This is a genomic window from Bacteroidota bacterium, assembly GCA_016711505.1.
Lineage (GTDB): Bacteria > Bacteroidota > Bacteroidia > AKYH767-A > 2013-40CM-41-45 > JADKIH01.
Genome location: JADJSV010000001.1, coordinates 195812 through 211451 on the forward strand (window position 1 = coordinate 195812; position 15640 = coordinate 211451).

Below are 15640 nucleotides of genomic sequence, written 5' to 3' on the forward strand. Positions count from 1 at the left end.
AAGTGAAAAAGATTTTGAGGAGCCGGTTCTTTTACATGATCATTGTCGGGGTCATTATTCATCTTTTGCTGGGATTATTGTCTGCAGCAGAAGAATGGAATGATCAGCTGATCGGGACTTTTATTTCTATTTTCATAACAATTATCGTATGGGAAGGAAGTGTTCAGATTGACAGGTACATGAACAAAAAGATACCATGGGAATCATCGCCTTCGAGACGTGTTATGCTTCAGGCATTTTTTAGTTTGGTGTACAGTGCCGGAACTATCTATGTATTACTTCTTTTCTACAATTATGTTCTCTGCAAAGTACCGGCGAGTAAATCAGATGCAATGGTGTCAGCATCGCTGATAATCGGAGTACTTGTCACATTGGTTTTAGTTACTGTACAGGTAAGTGTACATTTTTTCCATCGACTAAAAGTTTCATTGGTAGAAATTGAAATGCACAAAAAGGAAAGTCTGCAAGCTCAATTGGAAAACCTGAGAAACCAGATCAATCCGCATTTTTTATTCAATAATTTATCAGTCCTTTCATCGCTAGTCTATAAAGATCAGGATAAAGCAGTAGATTTTATTGATCAGTTGTCAAAAGTCTATCGCTATGTCCTGGAGAATAAGGAAAAGGAATTAGTCGACTTAAAATCAGAATTGAAATTTATTGAATCCTATTGTTTTTTATTAAGAATTCGTTTCGGAGAAAATATTAAGTTTGATTTTAAGGTGACAGCTTTAGAATCAGAGTTGTTTATTGCACCAATGGCTTTACAACTTCTGATAGAAAATGCGATCAAACACAATGAAATTTCAGAAGAACTGCCATTGGAAGTGAAAGTTTTTATTGAGGGGAAGTATCTTGTTGTTTCGAATGTGATACAATTGAGAAAGGGATTTGTTGAAAGTTCAAAAACAGGATTGAAAAATATTATTGCCAGATATGATTATTTCACAGAGCTACCGGTTGTAATTTCCGATGCTGACAATAATTTTGTTGTTAAAATTCCGCTGCTGGAAACTGAATTTATCCGGGAATGATTAAAATATCAATGAAATCATGAAAGTACTTATAGTTGAAGATGAAAAACTTTCTGCTGAGCACCTGGCACTCTTGCTTTCGAGATTAGAGCCGGATTATGAAGTGGTGCATATCTCTGAATCTGTGAAACGCACAATTGCATTTCTTGAATCAGGAATGAAGGTTGATCTTATCTTCATGGATATTCATCTGGCTGATGGAATCAGTTTTGATATTTTTGAAAAAGTGAAAGAGACAGCACCAATTATTTTCACAACTGCATTTGATGAATATGCTATCAAGGCCTTTAAGGTGAATAGTGTTGATTATCTTTTAAAGCCAATTGGCAAAGCTGAATTAAGAGCTTCGATTGATAAGTTTAAGATAATGAGCGATAATGTAAAGTCAGATCAATCGGAAAAACTGGAAGAAACTTTTAACATAATAAACCGTCGGTACAAAAACCGTTTTATGGTTCGTAGCGGAGAACAGATCCAGTCTATTCCCGTTGAAGAAATTTCGTTTTTAATTTCTGAAGACGGAATTGTAATTCTTGTCACGAAAGCAGGAAGTCGTTTTGCCCTGGATCAGAGTCTGGATACGAATGAGGTCTTATTGAATCCGGAACAGTTTTTCAGGATCAGTCGCAAAGTGATCATAAATTTTGAGAGCATTAACAAAATCGTTTCACACCTGAACAGCAGATTGAAAATTTACGCCAACCACTTGAATGAAGACGATGGAATTGTCAGTCGGGAGCGAGTAGGTGATTTTAAGTTGTGGCTGGATCGGTAATTCGATCCTACTGATCTCGAATACCAGCAAAATGTTGATTTTCAGAATAAAAATCGTTTAAGTATTCGGTTAATAAATCTACAGGAAGACCTCTGAAAACGGGCTTAAATGCTGAAAAATCGCTTATCTTTGCAGAAAATAAAAATAAGCTTTGGCACTAATAAAATCAATTTCCGGAATCAGAGGAACTATTGGCGGGAAACCCGGTGATGGATTGACTCCGGTGGACATCGTAAAATATACAGCGGCATACGGAACATGGATGTTACGTAGAAAAACATTTACTAAAAAACCTGTTGTAGCAATAGGACGCGACGCCCGGATCTCCGGCGAAATGGTTCAGAATCTTGTAGCAGGAACTTTGAAAGGACTGGGTATAGATGTTATCTATCTTGGATTATCTACAACGCCAACTGTTGAAATGGCTGTTACAGACATGCAGGCTGATGGTGGTATCATTTTAACTGCTTCGCATAATCCTAAACAATGGAATGCATTGAAGTTACTCAATGAAAAAGGAGAATTTATTTCTGCTGCTGATGGAGCAGAAGTTCTTCGTTTGGCAAATGAAGATGATTTTCAATTTGCTGAAGTAAGTAAGCTGGGAAAATTCGTCAGCGAACCTAACTATCATCATAAGCACATCGATAAAATTCTTGCTTTACCGTTGGTTGATGTAAATGCAATCAAAGCAAAAAATTTCAAGATCGTAATTGACTGTGTAAATTCTTCAGGAGGAATTGTCGTTCCTGCATTGCTTCGTGCACTTGGAGTCGACGATATCATTGAATTGTATTGCGAACCGAATGGTCAGTTCCCGCATAATCCTGAACCTTTACCTGAGCACCTTGGAGATATTTCAAAGGAAGTGAAGAAAAGAAATGCTCACCTTGGAATAGTTGTTGATCCTGATGTTGATCGTTTAGCATTGGTTTGTGAAGATGGCGAAATGTTTGGTGAAGAATACACATTGGTAGCTGTTGCCGATTATGTTTTGAAAAACAAAAAAGGAAATACAGTTTCAAATCTTTCTTCAACCAGAGCACTTCGTGATGTAACAGAAAAAGCCGGTGGAAAATATTTCGCTGCTGCAGTTGGTGAAGTGAATGTAGTAGAAGCAATGAAAGCAAATGATGCTGTTATTGGTGGTGAAGGAAATGGCGGAATTATTTATCCTGAACTTCACTATGGCCGCGATGCTTTAGTCGGTATAGCATTATTTCTTACTCATCTTGCAAAATATGGAAAGAATGCTTCTATGTTAAGAGCAACTTATCCGAATTATTATATTTCAAAAAATAAAATTGAACTGACTGCAGAAATTAACGTCGATAAAATTCTTGAGGGAATTCAGACTAAATATCAGCGTCAGCCTATAAATACGATCGATGGAGTGAAAATCGAATTCGATCGTGAATGGGTTCACTTGCGCAAAAGCAATACTGAACCTATCATCCGGATCTATGCAGAAAGTCAGTCACAGACAACTGCGCAAAATCTGGCAGAGAAGATCATCTTTGATATCAAAGATATGATCAACGAAAAAATGATGAAAAATTAATTGCAACAAAGATCAGTCATGAAAATTTATCTTGATAATGCTGCTACAACTCCAATGGATCCGGAAGTTGTTGATGCTATGATTCCGGTGATGAAAAATCAGTTCGGAAATCCTTCATCTATTCATTCATGGGGTCGCGAGGTAAAGACTGCTATTGAGAATGCAAGAAAAAATGTTGCTAAATGTCTGAATGTTGCTCCTGCTGAGATCTTTTTTACAAGCGGTGGTACGGAAGCGAACAACACTGCTATCTTTTGTTCTGTAAGAGATCTGGGAGTAAAGCATGCTATTACTTCCAGGATCGAACATCATGCTGTGCTTCATACTCTGGAAGAACTTGAAAAAGAAGGTAAGATCAAATTAAGTTTTGTGAATCTGACTGACAAAGGACATATAGATCTAAAGCATCTTGAAGAATTATTGCAAGGATCAAAAGAGAAGACTCTGGTAAGTTTAATGCATGCCAACAATGAACTTGGAAATCTTTTGCCAATAAAAGAAGTGGGCGAGATCTGTGATAAGTATAATGCCATCTTTCATTCCGACACTGTGCAAACAATGGCACATTATGCATTTGATCTGAAAGATATTAAAGTACATTTTATTACCTGTGCGGCACATAAATTTCATGGACCGAAAGGCGTTGGTTTCTTGTACATAAATAACAAAGTAAAGATCAATCCATTCATTTTCGGTGGGGCACAGGAGCGTAATATGCGTGGTGGAACTGAGAATGTTTATGGTATCGTCGGTTTATCAAAGGCGCTGGACATTGCTTTCAGAGATCTGGAGGGACATCAAAAACATATACAGGAACTGAAAAGCTACATGGCCGATCAGTTGAAAAAAAAATATTCCCGGACTTGAGTTCAATGGCGATACGATTGGAAACAGTCTGTACACCGTTTTAAATGTTTGTTTCCCGCCAACAGAAAATTCTGAGATGTTATTATTCAACATGGACATAGCAGGAATCGCATGTTCAGGAGGCTCTGCCTGTAGCAGTGGAAGCAATGCAGGATCACACGTTTTAAAAGCTCTTTATGGAAATGCTGATCGTCCTTCTATTCGTTTTTCATTCAGTAAGTACAATACGAAAGAGGAGATTGATGTTGTTGTGGAAAAGCTGAAAGAGCTGTACTCGGTTGAAGTAAAAAATTCTTAATTTATAACTAATAGTGAATAACGAATAACGGGCAGTCTGGAGAGTACTTTCTAGATTGCCCGTTATTCGTTATTCGTTATTAGTTATTCCTCCGTTCCTGCTTCCGTTCCCGGATCATTTCCAAAAGTTTCTTCTTAAAGGCTTCTTCAGCACGATAAAGTTTTGCAACTTTTTGCATTGGTAAAACTTTTTTGAATTGGGGATGAAATTTTTTCTGGATATCCAATTCATTCTGATGAAAAATTATTTCTGAATCTACCAGTTTCTCAAGTTCAGAATCCGACATTGAATTTAAATCTGTCTGGTCATTCAAAATGTTCTGACGACGGCCTTTGCGAAGCACTTCCATTTCGTCCTGATATTTATTGTAGACCGGCCAGAATTCTTTTGCTTCTTCACTTGAAAGATCAAGGTAGTCTGTTATGAAACCGATCTTCATAGCTTCTACTTTTTCCTTTCTGGGACGGTTCTCCATCCGGCCTCCGCCCGGTTGAGCGATTGCGTTTTCAATTAGGAGTATATTGAAAAGAAGGAAAGTTAACAGGATGTATTTTTTCATAGGTTTTTTTCTAATTGAGAAATGTCAATGTCATGATCAAGAAGATACTGATCATATTCATCAGTCTGGCTATCATCTGATTGATTTGCTAAATATTCAATCATATCGATATCATCTAATGATTGAAGATATTGCGAATCGTCAATATCGTTTTCAGTGAATGTGTCATTGTTCAAATTAAAAGTTTGTGTTCTTGTGAAATAGAAATAACTACCAACGAAAAGCAAGATTGAAAATGTAGCCGGAATCAACCGTGAAGGATTGAAAAACCATTTCCATATTGAAAACTTATTCTCTTTCGCGGAAGTAATTCTATTGTTTATGATCTCAGGTAGTTTCTCAAAATAATCTGCAGGAACTGAAAACGGTTGCGTGACCGGTTGTTTTTCAAAATCAGGTAATGCATTAATAGAGTTCATGACCTTTTCAGATAGACCATCAAAGTAACCGTCAGGAACATTAAACGACGAATTGGAACTGCTGTTTTTTAGCATTTCCTTTAATTTGTCATCTGAAAACTCTTCATTTTTCATTGCATAACTTGGATAATTGCAGTGCCCATAGGTTTAACTGCCGGTAATGTATTTTTCGATCTTTTTAACGGCATGATGGTAATTTGCCTTTAAACCGCCTACTGAAGTATTGAGTATTTCAGCGATTTCCTCGTATTTCAGGCCATCAAAGTATTTCATATTAAATACTAATCGCTGTTGTGGCGGAAGTGTTAAAATGGCTTGCTGTAGCTTTAATTGGATCTTGTCACCGGTAAATAATGGGTCACTGATCATTTTATCAGCAAGTTCGTGCTCTACATCATCCAGAGAAATCGCAAACCTTTTCTTTTTACTGTTCAGAAAAGTAATTGATTCATTTGTTTCAATACGGTAAAGCCAGGTATAAAGCTGTGAGTCGCTTCTGAAACCATCCAGTGCTTTCCAGACTTTTATAAAAACATTCTGGATGATATCGTTTGTGTCTTCGTGATCAATTACGATCCGCCGGATATGCCAATATAATCTTTGCTGATATTTCTTTACCAGCAAATTGAATGCATAATGTCGGCTTCCTTCTTCACGAAATTTTTCGAGGAGCTCCTGATCACTGAATTCTTCAGTCATAGTTAAAATTTAGCTCCGCAATTATTTTTAAGAATGAATCATCTGACTTTTACGACTCATGACTTTCTCAACTGCCAGAACAATGTTTTCGGCTTCAAGACCGTATTTTTGCATCAATTGCTCCGGTGTACCACTTTCTCCGAATGAATCTTTAATTCCTACAAATTCCTGTGGCACCGGATGATGTTGCGATAACACGTGTGAGATTGCATCTCCTAATCCACCTGCGATCTGATGCTCTTCTGCACTTACAACACATTGTGTCTTGCGAACACTTTTTAAGACTGCCTCAACATCCAATGGTTTAATCGTATGAATATTGATGATCTCTGCGTCGATTCCTTTTGCAGCTAATAGTTCGCCTGCTTCAATTGCTTTCCAGACCAGATGTCCGGTTGCGAAAATACTTACATCAGCACCTTCATTAAAAATTACAGCCTTACCGATTTCAAATTTCTGATCAGCAGGAGTGAAGATAGGTACGACAGGTCTGCCGAAACGCAGATAAACGGGACCATCATGTTCAGCGATTGCAAGTGTTGCCGCTTTTGTTTGATTGTAATCGCACGGATTGATCACAGTCATACCAGGTAGCATTCGCATCATTCCAATATCCTCAAGTATCTGATGAGTAGCACCATCTTCACCAAGAGTAATACCTGCATGTGATGCACAAATTTTTACATTCTTACCTGAGTAGGCAATACTCTGACGAATCTGATCATATACACGTCCTGTAGAAAAATTTGCAAAAGTTCCTGTGAAAGGAATTTTTCCACCAATAGTAAGTCCGGCAGCAATTCCCATCATATTTGCTTCAGCAATTCCTATCTGAAAAAATCTTTCAGGAAACTCTTTTTCGAATGCATCCATCTTCAATGATCCTGTAAGATCAGCACATAGAGCGACAACATTCGGATTGCTTCTTCCTAATTCAACAAGTCCTGCTCCAAATCCGGAACGGGTATCTTTTTTTTCAGTGTAAGTATATTTTTTCATGGAATATGTTTTTCAGTTTAGTGGAACAATACTTGACTCGCCGGAGACAACAGAAAATTCTTTTTCAATTGTGTAAATACTTTCTCTTGAATTTTTAGGACGATAGATCACTTTGTATTTTCCCGGTTGAAGTACTATTGTTTGTTTAGTTAGATCATTATTCAAATTTATGACCCACTTCAGATTTGAATGGTCATAAGTATAAATGCTGCCATATCCCTGATTGTTGGTCAGCAGGGTAACAATACCGGGATGCGGAATACTCACTGTTGTAAGTTTGCTCTGAGAAATATCTACATTCTCAAGATTTATTCTTGGTGTTGTTAATATTTCAAGATCGTATTTGCCAACAATATATCTTTCCGTTGAATTCTCATCCTGCAAATTCAGCGTTTGCATTTTTCCATGCTGACGAACGATATATTGAACTTTTTTGTATTCACTTCTTCCATCAAATTTAAGGATGAGATCACCTTGCGGAGCATCAATTCCAATGATGGTATGTTTACCCGGTATTAAAATTACAGAATCTTTTGATACAGGAGGAATTGTATGAGCAACAATTTTATAGACTGGTAGTGGATCAATTACCAATGTATCCGGATTTCCTTTGGAATTAAGTGTGTGTATGTAATTGTACTTGTCTTGTCCGGTGAACATATCATAAAACGTCATGTTCACATTTGTTTCTGTCGGATTGCGATTGATATCCAGTAGATTTACCTGCAGCGTTGTATTGTTCAATGCTTGTGAGATCACAATATTCAAAGCGTCTCGGAACATTGTTTCATTTGTAGCATCAAAATATCTTCCTACACATTCAAATGTTTTTTTCAACGATTCATCAAGACCTAAACCGATCACAAAAGGTTTCAGGAATATTCCTTTTTTCTGTAATGCCAGTGAAATTGCACATGGGTCACCGCCACATTCTTCAATTCCATCAGTAATAAGGATGATAATATTTCGCGACGGACTTTGCGGAAAATCATTGCCGCAAAGTTCAAGTGATTTTGCAATTGGAGTAGTGCCACGTGGAACAAGGTCTTTCAACACTTGTTGAATTGTAGAAATGTTTCCTTTTGAAAAAGGAACTTCCAGTTTACTGTCATCGCAATCCTGAGGCGGAAAATTTTTCTGATGACCGTATACACGCAGAGCAACTTCAAGGTTTTTTACATAACGAAGGCTGTCCATTAATTGCTTCATCAGTAATTTTGCGACATCGATCTTTGCTCCGCTCTGCCACCGGCCGTACATAGACTGTGAAGCATCAAATAAAAATTCAATTCTGGTCAGCTGCGGACTATCAACTTTTTTATTCTGTGCAAAGGAAGAACTATTGCAGAATAAAAAAATCAAGAGAAGTATTCTTCCTGCTATTGATATTTTTGTTTTGATAAATTTATGTTTTGAAGACTTCAATTTAGAAATCACCTAAAGTTTCTTCCAGTTGAGAAAGTGCTTTTTCAGTTTGCTCAGCATTTGGTGCTATACCATGCCATTTGTGTGAACCCATCATAAAGTCTACTCCCTGACCCATTTCAGTTTTCATCAATATGACAACCGGTTTTCCTTTTCCTGTCAACGACTTTGCTTTTTCCAGTACTTCAACGGTTTCAGACATGTTGTTGCCGTCCATATTCAGAACAGTCCAGCCGAAACTTTCGAACTTCGGCCGCAGATCACCATAAGGTAATACATGATTTACTGAGCCGTCAATCTGTTGCTCATTAACGTCAATTGTAGCAATGATATTGTCAACTTTTTTAGCACCCGCATACATGATTGCTTCCCAGTTCTGACCTTCCTGCATTTCACCATCACCGCAAAGGCAATAAACAAGATGATCGTCCTTCAAAAGTCTTTTTGAAAGAGCGGCACCTATAGAAACGCTCAATCCTTGTCCAAGTGAGCCACTTGCAACTCTGACTCCCGGTAGATGTTCATGAGTAGTAGGATGCCCTTGCAAGCGTGAATTTATTTTTCTGAATGTTGCCATTTCATTAACCGGAAAATATCCGGCCCGTGAGAGCACACTATAGAATGCCGGAGAAATATGTCCATTACTCAGGAAGAACAGGTCTTCACCGTTTCCATCCATATTGAACTTATCGGATTTTATGGTCATCTGTTTAAAATACAGAGCAACCAGAAAATCAGCGCACCCTAATGATCCGCCGGGATGACCGGAATTAGCAAGATGGACCTGACGGACAATATCTCTTCTGACCTGAGATGCTATTTTTTCGAGTTCTTTTACGCTTTTCATAGGATTTTGCTGGAAATTGTGATTGGTTAAAAGTACAGGAATTGGGTTTAGTCAGGACGAATGACATCTGTTTTTTTCAACAAATAAATAAGTAATAGATCGTCAGAATCAGGAATTCCGGGCTATTCGGAAAGTTCGTCAAAAAAGTCATCCAAGGCCCTTCGGTCAAATTTTGTCGGCCGTCCGGTTCCAGGATCTCTGTAAATACCAGATCTTGCAATTCTGGTTTTAAAAGCTTCAATGTCAGCAAGAGGAGTAAGATCTTCGCAGTATTCTGAAACCAGCTTAGCAGGCAACCGATTCGTGGTCAGTTGTATCACTTTTAAAGTGCGTGTAAGTCCGGTTCTTTTGACAGAAATTGTATCACCCAAACGAACAATTCTTGATGCTTTTGCAGGCTGATCGTTAATCAGTATTTTTCCCTGATCACATGCGGTTGTGGCAATCGAACGCGTTTTATATTGCCTGACTGCCCATAAATATTTATCGATCCTTAATTTATTGTCGTCTTTCTCCATCTGTGCTAAGGTAAAAAGAAACTTAATAAAAATAGAGTGAGAACTGCGGAAGAGAAAATTACGTTTAAATTATTTCCCGCAGATCTCACACAACCCCGCAGATTTTAGCGCAGAAAATTATATTGCTAATTGATTTCTTGATCTGCGAGATTTGCGAGATCTTCGGGAGATTTTTTAGCGTAATTTTTTTTCCCGCAGATCACACAGATCCCGCAGATTTAGCGCAGAAATTTGTTTTCTTACTGATTCTTTTTATCTGCGAGATTTGCGAGATCTGGGGGGAGATTTTTTGGCGTAATTTTTTTCCCACAGATCCCACAGATCACGCAGATTTTGCGAAGAAATTATATTGCAATTGATTTCTTGATCTGCGAGATTTGCGAGATCTGCGGGAGATTTTTTAGCGTAATTTTTTTCCCGCAGATCTCACAGATCACGCAGATTTAGCGCAGAAATTTGTTTTCTTACTGATTCTTTTATCTGCGAGATTTGCGAGATCTGCGGGAGATTTTTTTGGCGTAATTTTTTTCCCGCAGATCCCACAGATCACGCAGATTTTGCGAAGAAATTATATTGCAATTGATTTCTTGATCTGCGAGATTTGCGAGATCTTCGGGAGATTTTTTAGCGTAATTTTTTTCCCGCAGATCACACAGATCCCGCAGATTTTTGCGCAGAAAAATATATTTCTAATTTTTTTTTATCTGCGAGATTTGCGAGATCTGCGGGAGATATTTTAGCGTAATTTTTCCCGCAGATCCCGCAGATTTAGCGCAGCTATAGTTCTTTAAATTGGAAATAAAGATTAGTTTTACAAAATCAATAACCCAGTTCACCTATATGAATGCAGAAGAATATAACCAGAAGTTTGCCAGAAGATTTGTGATCATTTCACTTTTGTTTTGTCTTGTGTTATTCTATTTCACACTGAATATTTTCTTAGACGGATTTCTTGGAGCAATCATTTTATATGTGCTTTTCAGACCAATGATGCGCAGACTGGTTGAAGTAAAGAAATGGAGAAAGTCCATGTCGGCGTTGGCAATTCTTGGAATTTCGTTTTTTATCGTACTGATTCCTGTTTATGTTATTGCTTCGCTGATCATTCCCAGAATTTACATGATCTTTTCAAATGGATCATTGACAATGGACGCCTTGATGAAGGCCGATGCACAATTTAAGCAGCTTACCGGTTTCAATATGCTGACAGAAGATAATCTTGCGTCATTACAAAGTTCAGCAACAGGTTTCATCACTAATTTTCTGGGTGAGTCGCTGAATATGCTTACTGACATTGCGCTGTTATATCTCTTTTTCTATTACCTCTTGGTGAATACAGGCTACATTGAAAGATCCCTCACTAAATTGATTCCGTTTACACAGGAAAAGATCGACAGATTTGCAAAAGAACTGGAAGATCAAACAAAAAGTAATGCATTGGGAATACCTTTACTTGCAATCTGTCAGGGAATTTTGCTGCTGTTGGTTATTGGATCTTTGGAGTGCCTGAACCTTTCTTCTGGGGATTAATGACCGGTTTCTTTCATTGCTGCCAATGATTGGTTCAGCACTGATCTGGATTCCCGCAGGAATATTTAAGTTGTCAGAAGGTGCAACCTGGCAAGGCGTTGCGATATTGATCTACGGAGTTGTTGTGATCGGTATGGTTGACAATGTTTTCGATTACTGTTTCAGAAAAAGTTTGCTGATATCCATCCATTGATCACGATTGTTTGGGGTAATCGTCGGACTTCAATTGTTTGGTATACCGGGATTGATATTCGGACCTCTTCTGATCAGTTATTTTATACTGCTTATAAAGATCTTCAGGGAAGAATTTTTGAAAAATTAATTTCTGAAAATATCTTCTTTGGTTTTAGGTCTCTTGTCTTCAAACCATGAAAAGCCTTTAAGACGAAGTTCATTTAAGGAAAGTTCTTTAATAGGGTAGAGGGTGCCGTCCGGCTGATTGAGAAGTGAGATCCCTTTGACTTTATTCTCTTCTATATAAATTGTAAGGTCACTGCAATCAGCTCGGTTTACTCCAAAGTTTTTTTCATTCTTATTTTTTGCATAATAGATCGTCTGACCATTTCCTGTAACATCAATTCTGTAAAGTTTATTATCAGAAAGTACACCTACCATATTTTTACCTCTTATCTGATTAAACCGTAATGAATCTAAAATTTCAACTGCGACACTATCTGCTTTTGAAGCTATGAATGAATTCCCGGTCAAATAAATGAATGTAATTTCAGAATTCGATGTCTGAAGTGTAATGCTGTCTGCGAAAAGTTGATTCGTACCGGACCAGATAACAGGGTCAGTATACAGGCGGATAGTAGAATCTGAGGCCAGGTATACTAATGAATCACATGATCCTTGCAGATCGTCTTTGAACAGTTTTACATGATGGAATGCAAAAATATTTTTTTTACGGTTTGTTGAATCAATTTTATTTTCACCAATAGCAAGTAGTGTGTCACCATGTAAAAATAAAGAATCGCCATCAATGATCTGTGTCATCATTGCCTGACCTGTTACCCAGCTACTGTCTGTCAGTTCATGATATTCACCATAATCACCGCTGATAATAATTCTGTTTACAGTATCAGTTATTGCTACATTACCAAAAACTTTTCCAATGCCTTTTAACCGGTCATAGAATACAGAGTCGCCCTGCAGACGTTGTTCTTTCGTTTGCAGATAAGAATTCTTGTTGAAATTTGATTTCTGAGTTTCGGTGTTGTACCAACCGCTTTCACAATAAATAATATTGTCTTTTGAAATGATCTGCGTTGGTCCAAGAAAAAATGCTGTTTTGTTTACTGTATTATATCGAAGAGTATCACAGGTCATTGTATATTTCGGATTGACTAATCTAACATCTCTTCTGAAGAAAAGGTCATGAGTAGAACTAAAAAAATATCCAAGTTTGCTGGTCAATACATTTTCACCATCCACAATATGTGCACTGTCAGAATAAGATGCAACATCTGATTCAAGGTTGTAATCAAGTTGCGATGTATTCAAAGTCATCTTTCGATCTGACATTATAACATTATCAATTACATGGGCGACTTTTGAATTACCATCGTAATTCAGCCTCTTTCCTGTAAGAGTAATGCTATCGCCTTGTGTTATACGAATGTTATTGTAAGCTTCCAGTCGGTTCTCATCCCGGAAAAGATATGCACTGTCGCAATACATAAAAGCATTCTGATGTTTAAAAGCAACATTACCGATCAAACGCGTTGCTTTTGCATTTAAGGACTGGTCAAATTCGCTCACGTCAGCATGAATCAATTCAATTTTATCACTTTTCTGTGCAGTGATTGAATCACAAATAAATATTGAGACCAGGCTCAAAAGGATCCTGATAAATGCGTTTAATTTCACGGATGCGAAAATACAAAAAAGGACCGGGATAGGCGGGATTTAAAAGTGATTTCTGGTTTAGCGGGCAGCCATAAAATCGTATACCTGCTTACTAATCGAATTAAGGACAGTTTTCAATTTCTGCTGATCGGAACCTCTGGTCATCACAGTGATCAGATAGGGTTTATTAGCAGTATAGATTATTGCCGTTTCATGCAATTGTTGTTCAATCGGATTGAACTTTTCTCCAAACTTATGTGCAATAGAAATTGTTTCCGGAAGAAGTTTGGTTAAGCCGTCGTGAAATTTTGATTTAGTCAAGAGATTCATCGCATATTCTGAATTTTGGGATTCAAGATATGATGAATTGAAGATTACGCGTAAAAATCTGCTGCACTCAGATGAAGTAATCGGATAATCAACTTGCTCTTTGGTAGGTACAGAAAGGTTAAGCGATCTGCACAAATCAAAATAAGTATTGGCGTTCATTCTCTGACTCAGAAGCATTGTAGCATCATTATCTGAATCAATGATCATGGCTTCCATCAATTCTTTTACAGTGTAAAATCTTCCTGAAGTTAAATGACCCGAAACAATTGATTGAACCGGCATTTCACTATAAGTTGCTTTGAACTGGATTCGTTGATTTAAAAGGTCAGGGTTATGTTCAGAGTCTTTCAGATAGGTGATCAGTGTAGCGATCTTCATCATACTGCCCGGACTGAATGTTTCTGAAGGATTTATAGAGAACCATTTACCTTGATCAAATTCACGGACATAAACTGAAGCTGACTTTAATGCACCGTTTGATTTTTCTGAATCCAGATATCCATTCAGATTTGACTTCAGGACATTATATATTTCATCCTCACAGTTTCTATCACCAAGAATTAATGGTCGGATAAACTTATAATTAGAATTTCTAATTATTTGAAAATCACAAGCATCTTTTAATTCAACTTGTTCGATTACTTTTACAGGATGAAGCTTTTGATAAAGTATGATTCCTCCGGCTATGAATATTGTTAAAAATAAAATATAGGCAGGAACACTTTTAGTAAGTAATTTCATGACGTTAATTAGGGACGACTAAATTATCTATTTTTCGATGAGCATCTTAATATTTGAGGTCAATTTCATGTAAAATTAATGCAATTAACATATTGAATATCAATAATATATATATAGAAGTACTTTTGCCCATCCCATTCGGTGGACTTTTCACCTACAAGGTACCTCTTGAAATGGCCGCCGGTGTTGCACCCGGAAAGCGCGTCATTGTGCCCTTTGGAAAGCAGAAGGTTTATTCTGCACTGATCAAAACATTATTCACGAACACACTTCACCGGAAAGTCTGAAAGAAATTCATTCTGTGCTTGATGATGCGCCGCTTGTAAATGAATTCAATTCAAACTTTGGGAATGGATGTCGGAGTACTATATGTGTTCTCAAGGAGAAGTGATGAACAGCGCACTTCCTTCAGCACTTAAACTTGCCAGTGAAACGAAAGTGATTCTTTCTCCCGATGCAGATCTCGAAAGTGAAGATCTGAATGCCAATGAAGAATTGTTTATAGCCGCACTTTCCAAAAAGCCCATGAACTAACGATCAGTGAAATTGCAGGGCTTTTAAAAAGTCGAGTGTTCATCAGATCCTGAAAGCGGTAGAAAAAAACTGATCATCATCAGCGAAGAGATCAATGCGCGATATAAACCAAAACTTGAAGCACGCCTTCGATTGGCTGAAGTTTATAAGAGTGATTCAGAAATGGAAAATCTTTTTCTGCAACTGGAAGAAGATCAACGGAAGAAAAAGCAACAGGAAGCATTAATGATATTTTTAAAATATCTGTATGAAGAATCTAATCGCGATTCTATTAAAAAAAATCTTGTCACTTCTCACCCTGATATTTCAAAAAGTTCACTTCAGACTCTCATTTCTAATGGAATCCTTATTGAATTCCATGTGCAGGTCGACAGAATTCTGATGCATCAGACGATGTTGTTCCGCCTGCACCCTTATCCGGTATTCAACTTAAAGCGCTACAAGAAATAAAAACGTCCTATGAAAAACACGATGTCACTTTATTGCATGGTGTAACTTCAAGCGGAAAAACAGAACTTTATATTCACCTCATCGAAGAAGCTGTTCAGGCAGGAAAACAAGTACTTTATCTTTTGCCTGAAATCGCATTGACTACTCAAATGATCACTTTAGGTTACAAAAGCATTTTGGAAAAGTGTTGGTGTTTATCATAGCAG

At 37.4% G+C, this 15640-nt stretch carries 18 protein-coding genes and 1 pseudogene; 10 read left to right on the forward strand and 9 right to left on the reverse strand.

Going from position 1 to position 15640, the window contains the following annotated elements; translation table 11 throughout:
* Window positions 1–2: 2 nt before the first annotated feature.
* From IPL24_00860 to IPL24_00875, 4 genes and pseudogenes are all read left to right on the forward strand, one after another.
* Complete coding sequence (locus tag IPL24_00860) at window positions 3–1034, forward strand: sensor histidine kinase (protein MBK8362265.1); 1032 nt, start codon at window positions 3–5, stop codon at window positions 1032–1034.
* Between the two features lie 19 nt (window positions 1035–1053).
* A complete protein-coding gene (locus IPL24_00865) occupies window positions 1054–1809 on the forward strand; it encodes a response regulator transcription factor (GenBank protein ID MBK8362266.1) in 756 nt (251 codons plus the stop codon).
* A 151-nt stretch (window positions 1810–1960) separates the two neighbouring features.
* On the forward strand, window positions 1961–3370 hold the full coding sequence (gene glmM / locus IPL24_00870; GenBank protein ID MBK8362267.1) for a phosphoglucosamine mutase: 1410 nt from the start codon (window positions 1961–1963) through the stop codon (window positions 3368–3370).
* 18 nt (window positions 3371–3388) lie between these two features.
* A pseudogene (locus IPL24_00875) lies at window positions 3389–4535 on the forward strand (cysteine desulfurase).
* A 79-nt stretch (window positions 4536–4614) separates the two neighbouring features.
* Here the strand turns inward: IPL24_00875 and IPL24_00880 are convergent.
* The 7 genes from IPL24_00880 to IPL24_00910 all read right to left on the reverse strand — a co-directional run bounded on the left by IPL24_00880 (window position 4615) and on the right by IPL24_00910 (window position 10001).
* Window positions 4615–5094 (reverse strand): hypothetical protein, encoded by a 480-nt coding sequence (locus IPL24_00880; protein ID MBK8362268.1) that lies wholly within the window; start codon window positions 5092–5094, stop codon window positions 4615–4617.
* Window positions 5091–5627 carry a hypothetical protein gene (locus IPL24_00885; GenBank protein MBK8362269.1) on the reverse strand — a complete coding sequence of 179 codons (537 nt, stop codon included), beginning with the start codon at window positions 5625–5627 and terminating at the stop codon, window positions 5091–5093. The genes IPL24_00880 and IPL24_00885 overlap by 4 nt, the downstream gene beginning before the upstream one ends.
* Before the next feature lie 33 nt (window positions 5628–5660).
* Complete coding sequence (locus IPL24_00890; protein ID MBK8362270.1) at window positions 5661–6212, reverse strand: sigma-70 family RNA polymerase sigma factor; 552 nt, start codon at window positions 6210–6212, stop codon at window positions 5661–5663.
* Window positions 6213–6239: 27 nt separating this feature from the next.
* Window positions 6240–7211, reverse strand: coding sequence for a transketolase family protein (locus IPL24_00895; GenBank protein MBK8362271.1), 972 nt, complete (start codon window positions 7209–7211; stop codon window positions 6240–6242).
* Between the two features lie 12 nt (window positions 7212–7223).
* Complete coding sequence (locus IPL24_00900) at window positions 7224–8636, reverse strand: VWA domain-containing protein (GenBank protein MBK8362272.1); 1413 nt, start codon at window positions 8634–8636, stop codon at window positions 7224–7226.
* Between the two features lies 1 nt (window position 8637).
* Window positions 8638–9483: a transketolase gene (locus IPL24_00905; protein MBK8362273.1), complete on the reverse strand. Its 846-nt coding sequence runs from the start codon at window positions 9481–9483 to the stop codon at window positions 8638–8640.
* Window positions 9484–9605: 122 nt separating this feature from the next.
* Window positions 9606–10001, reverse strand: coding sequence for an RNA-binding S4 domain-containing protein (locus tag IPL24_00910; protein ID MBK8362274.1), 396 nt, complete (start codon window positions 9999–10001; stop codon window positions 9606–9608).
* A gap of 840 nt (window positions 10002–10841) precedes the next feature.
* On the opposite strand from IPL24_00910, the gene IPL24_00915 reads away from it, so the two are divergent.
* Window positions 10842–11531, forward strand: a complete 690-nt coding sequence (locus tag IPL24_00915) for an AI-2E family transporter (protein MBK8362275.1) — start codon at window positions 10842–10844, stop codon at window positions 11529–11531.
* 25 nt (window positions 11532–11556) lie between these two features.
* Window positions 11557–11724: a hypothetical protein gene (locus IPL24_00920; protein ID MBK8362276.1), complete on the forward strand. Its 168-nt coding sequence runs from the start codon at window positions 11557–11559 to the stop codon at window positions 11722–11724.
* A gap of 125 nt (window positions 11725–11849) precedes the next feature.
* Here IPL24_00920 and IPL24_00925 read toward each other — a convergent pair whose 3' ends face one another.
* Both IPL24_00925 and IPL24_00930 read right to left on the reverse strand, forming a co-directional pair.
* The gene (locus tag IPL24_00925; protein ID MBK8362277.1) at window positions 11850–13400 is read right to left on the reverse strand and encodes an organic solvent tolerance protein OstA; all 1551 of its coding nucleotides are present in this window, start codon (window positions 13398–13400) and stop codon (window positions 11850–11852) included.
* A gap of 57 nt (window positions 13401–13457) precedes the next feature.
* On the reverse strand, window positions 13458–14450 hold the full coding sequence (locus IPL24_00930) for a serine hydrolase (protein MBK8362278.1): 993 nt from the start codon (window positions 14448–14450) through the stop codon (window positions 13458–13460).
* Between the two features lie 92 nt (window positions 14451–14542).
* Here IPL24_00930 and IPL24_00935 point away from each other — a divergent pair, with 92 nt between their 5' ends.
* From IPL24_00935 to IPL24_00950, 4 genes are all read left to right on the forward strand, one after another.
* Window positions 14543–14737, forward strand: a complete 195-nt coding sequence (locus IPL24_00935; GenBank protein MBK8362279.1) for a hypothetical protein — start codon at window positions 14543–14545, stop codon at window positions 14735–14737.
* Window positions 14738–14804: 67 nt separating this feature from the next.
* Complete coding sequence (locus tag IPL24_00940; GenBank protein ID MBK8362280.1) at window positions 14805–14984, forward strand: hypothetical protein; 180 nt, start codon at window positions 14805–14807, stop codon at window positions 14982–14984.
* A gap of 162 nt (window positions 14985–15146) precedes the next feature.
* Complete coding sequence (locus tag IPL24_00945) at window positions 15147–15434, forward strand: hypothetical protein (GenBank protein ID MBK8362281.1); 288 nt, start codon at window positions 15147–15149, stop codon at window positions 15432–15434.
* Entirely contained in the window at window positions 15338–15637 is a 300-nt protein-coding gene (locus tag IPL24_00950; GenBank protein ID MBK8362282.1) for a DEAD/DEAH box helicase family protein, read from the forward strand. Before IPL24_00945 ends, IPL24_00950 begins: the two co-directional genes overlap by 97 nt.
* Window positions 15638–15640 lie beyond the last annotated feature (3 nt).

Bases quoted from the DNA above. Each gene is read 5' to 3' on its own strand.
- IPL24_00890 (MBK8362270.1), bottom strand. From the start codon at position 6,212: ATGACTGAAGAATTCAGTGATCAGGAGCTCCTCGAAAAATTTCGTGAA.
- IPL24_00920 (MBK8362276.1), top strand. From the start codon at position 11,557: ATGATTGGTTCAGCACTGATCTGGATTCCCGCAGGAATATTTAAGTTG.
- IPL24_00895 (MBK8362271.1), bottom strand. From the start codon at position 7,211: ATGAAAAAATATACTTACACTGAAAAAAAAGATACCCGTTCCGGATTT.
- IPL24_00905 (MBK8362273.1), bottom strand. From the start codon at position 9,483: ATGAAAAGCGTAAAAGAACTCGAAAAAATAGCATCTCAGGTCAGAAGA.
- IPL24_00910 (MBK8362274.1), bottom strand. From the start codon at position 10,001: ATGGAGAAAGACGACAATAAATTAAGGATCGATAAATATTTATGGGCA.
- IPL24_00880 (MBK8362268.1), bottom strand. From the start codon at position 5,094: ATGAAAAAATACATCCTGTTAACTTTCCTTCTTTTCAATATACTCCTA.
- IPL24_00865 (MBK8362266.1), top strand. From the start codon at position 1,054: ATGAAAGTACTTATAGTTGAAGATGAAAAACTTTCTGCTGAGCACCTG.
- IPL24_00885 (MBK8362269.1), bottom strand. From the start codon at position 5,627: ATGAAAAATGAAGAGTTTTCAGATGACAAATTAAAGGAAATGCTAAAA.
- IPL24_00930 (MBK8362278.1), bottom strand. From the start codon at position 14,450: ATGAAATTACTTACTAAAAGTGTTCCTGCCTATATTTTATTTTTAACA.
- IPL24_00915 (MBK8362275.1), top strand. From the start codon at position 10,842: ATGAATGCAGAAGAATATAACCAGAAGTTTGCCAGAAGATTTGTGATC.
- IPL24_00945 (MBK8362281.1), top strand. From the start codon at position 15,147: ATGGAAAATCTTTTTCTGCAACTGGAAGAAGATCAACGGAAGAAAAAG.
- IPL24_00940 (MBK8362280.1), top strand. From the start codon at position 14,805: ATGTCGGAGTACTATATGTGTTCTCAAGGAGAAGTGATGAACAGCGCA.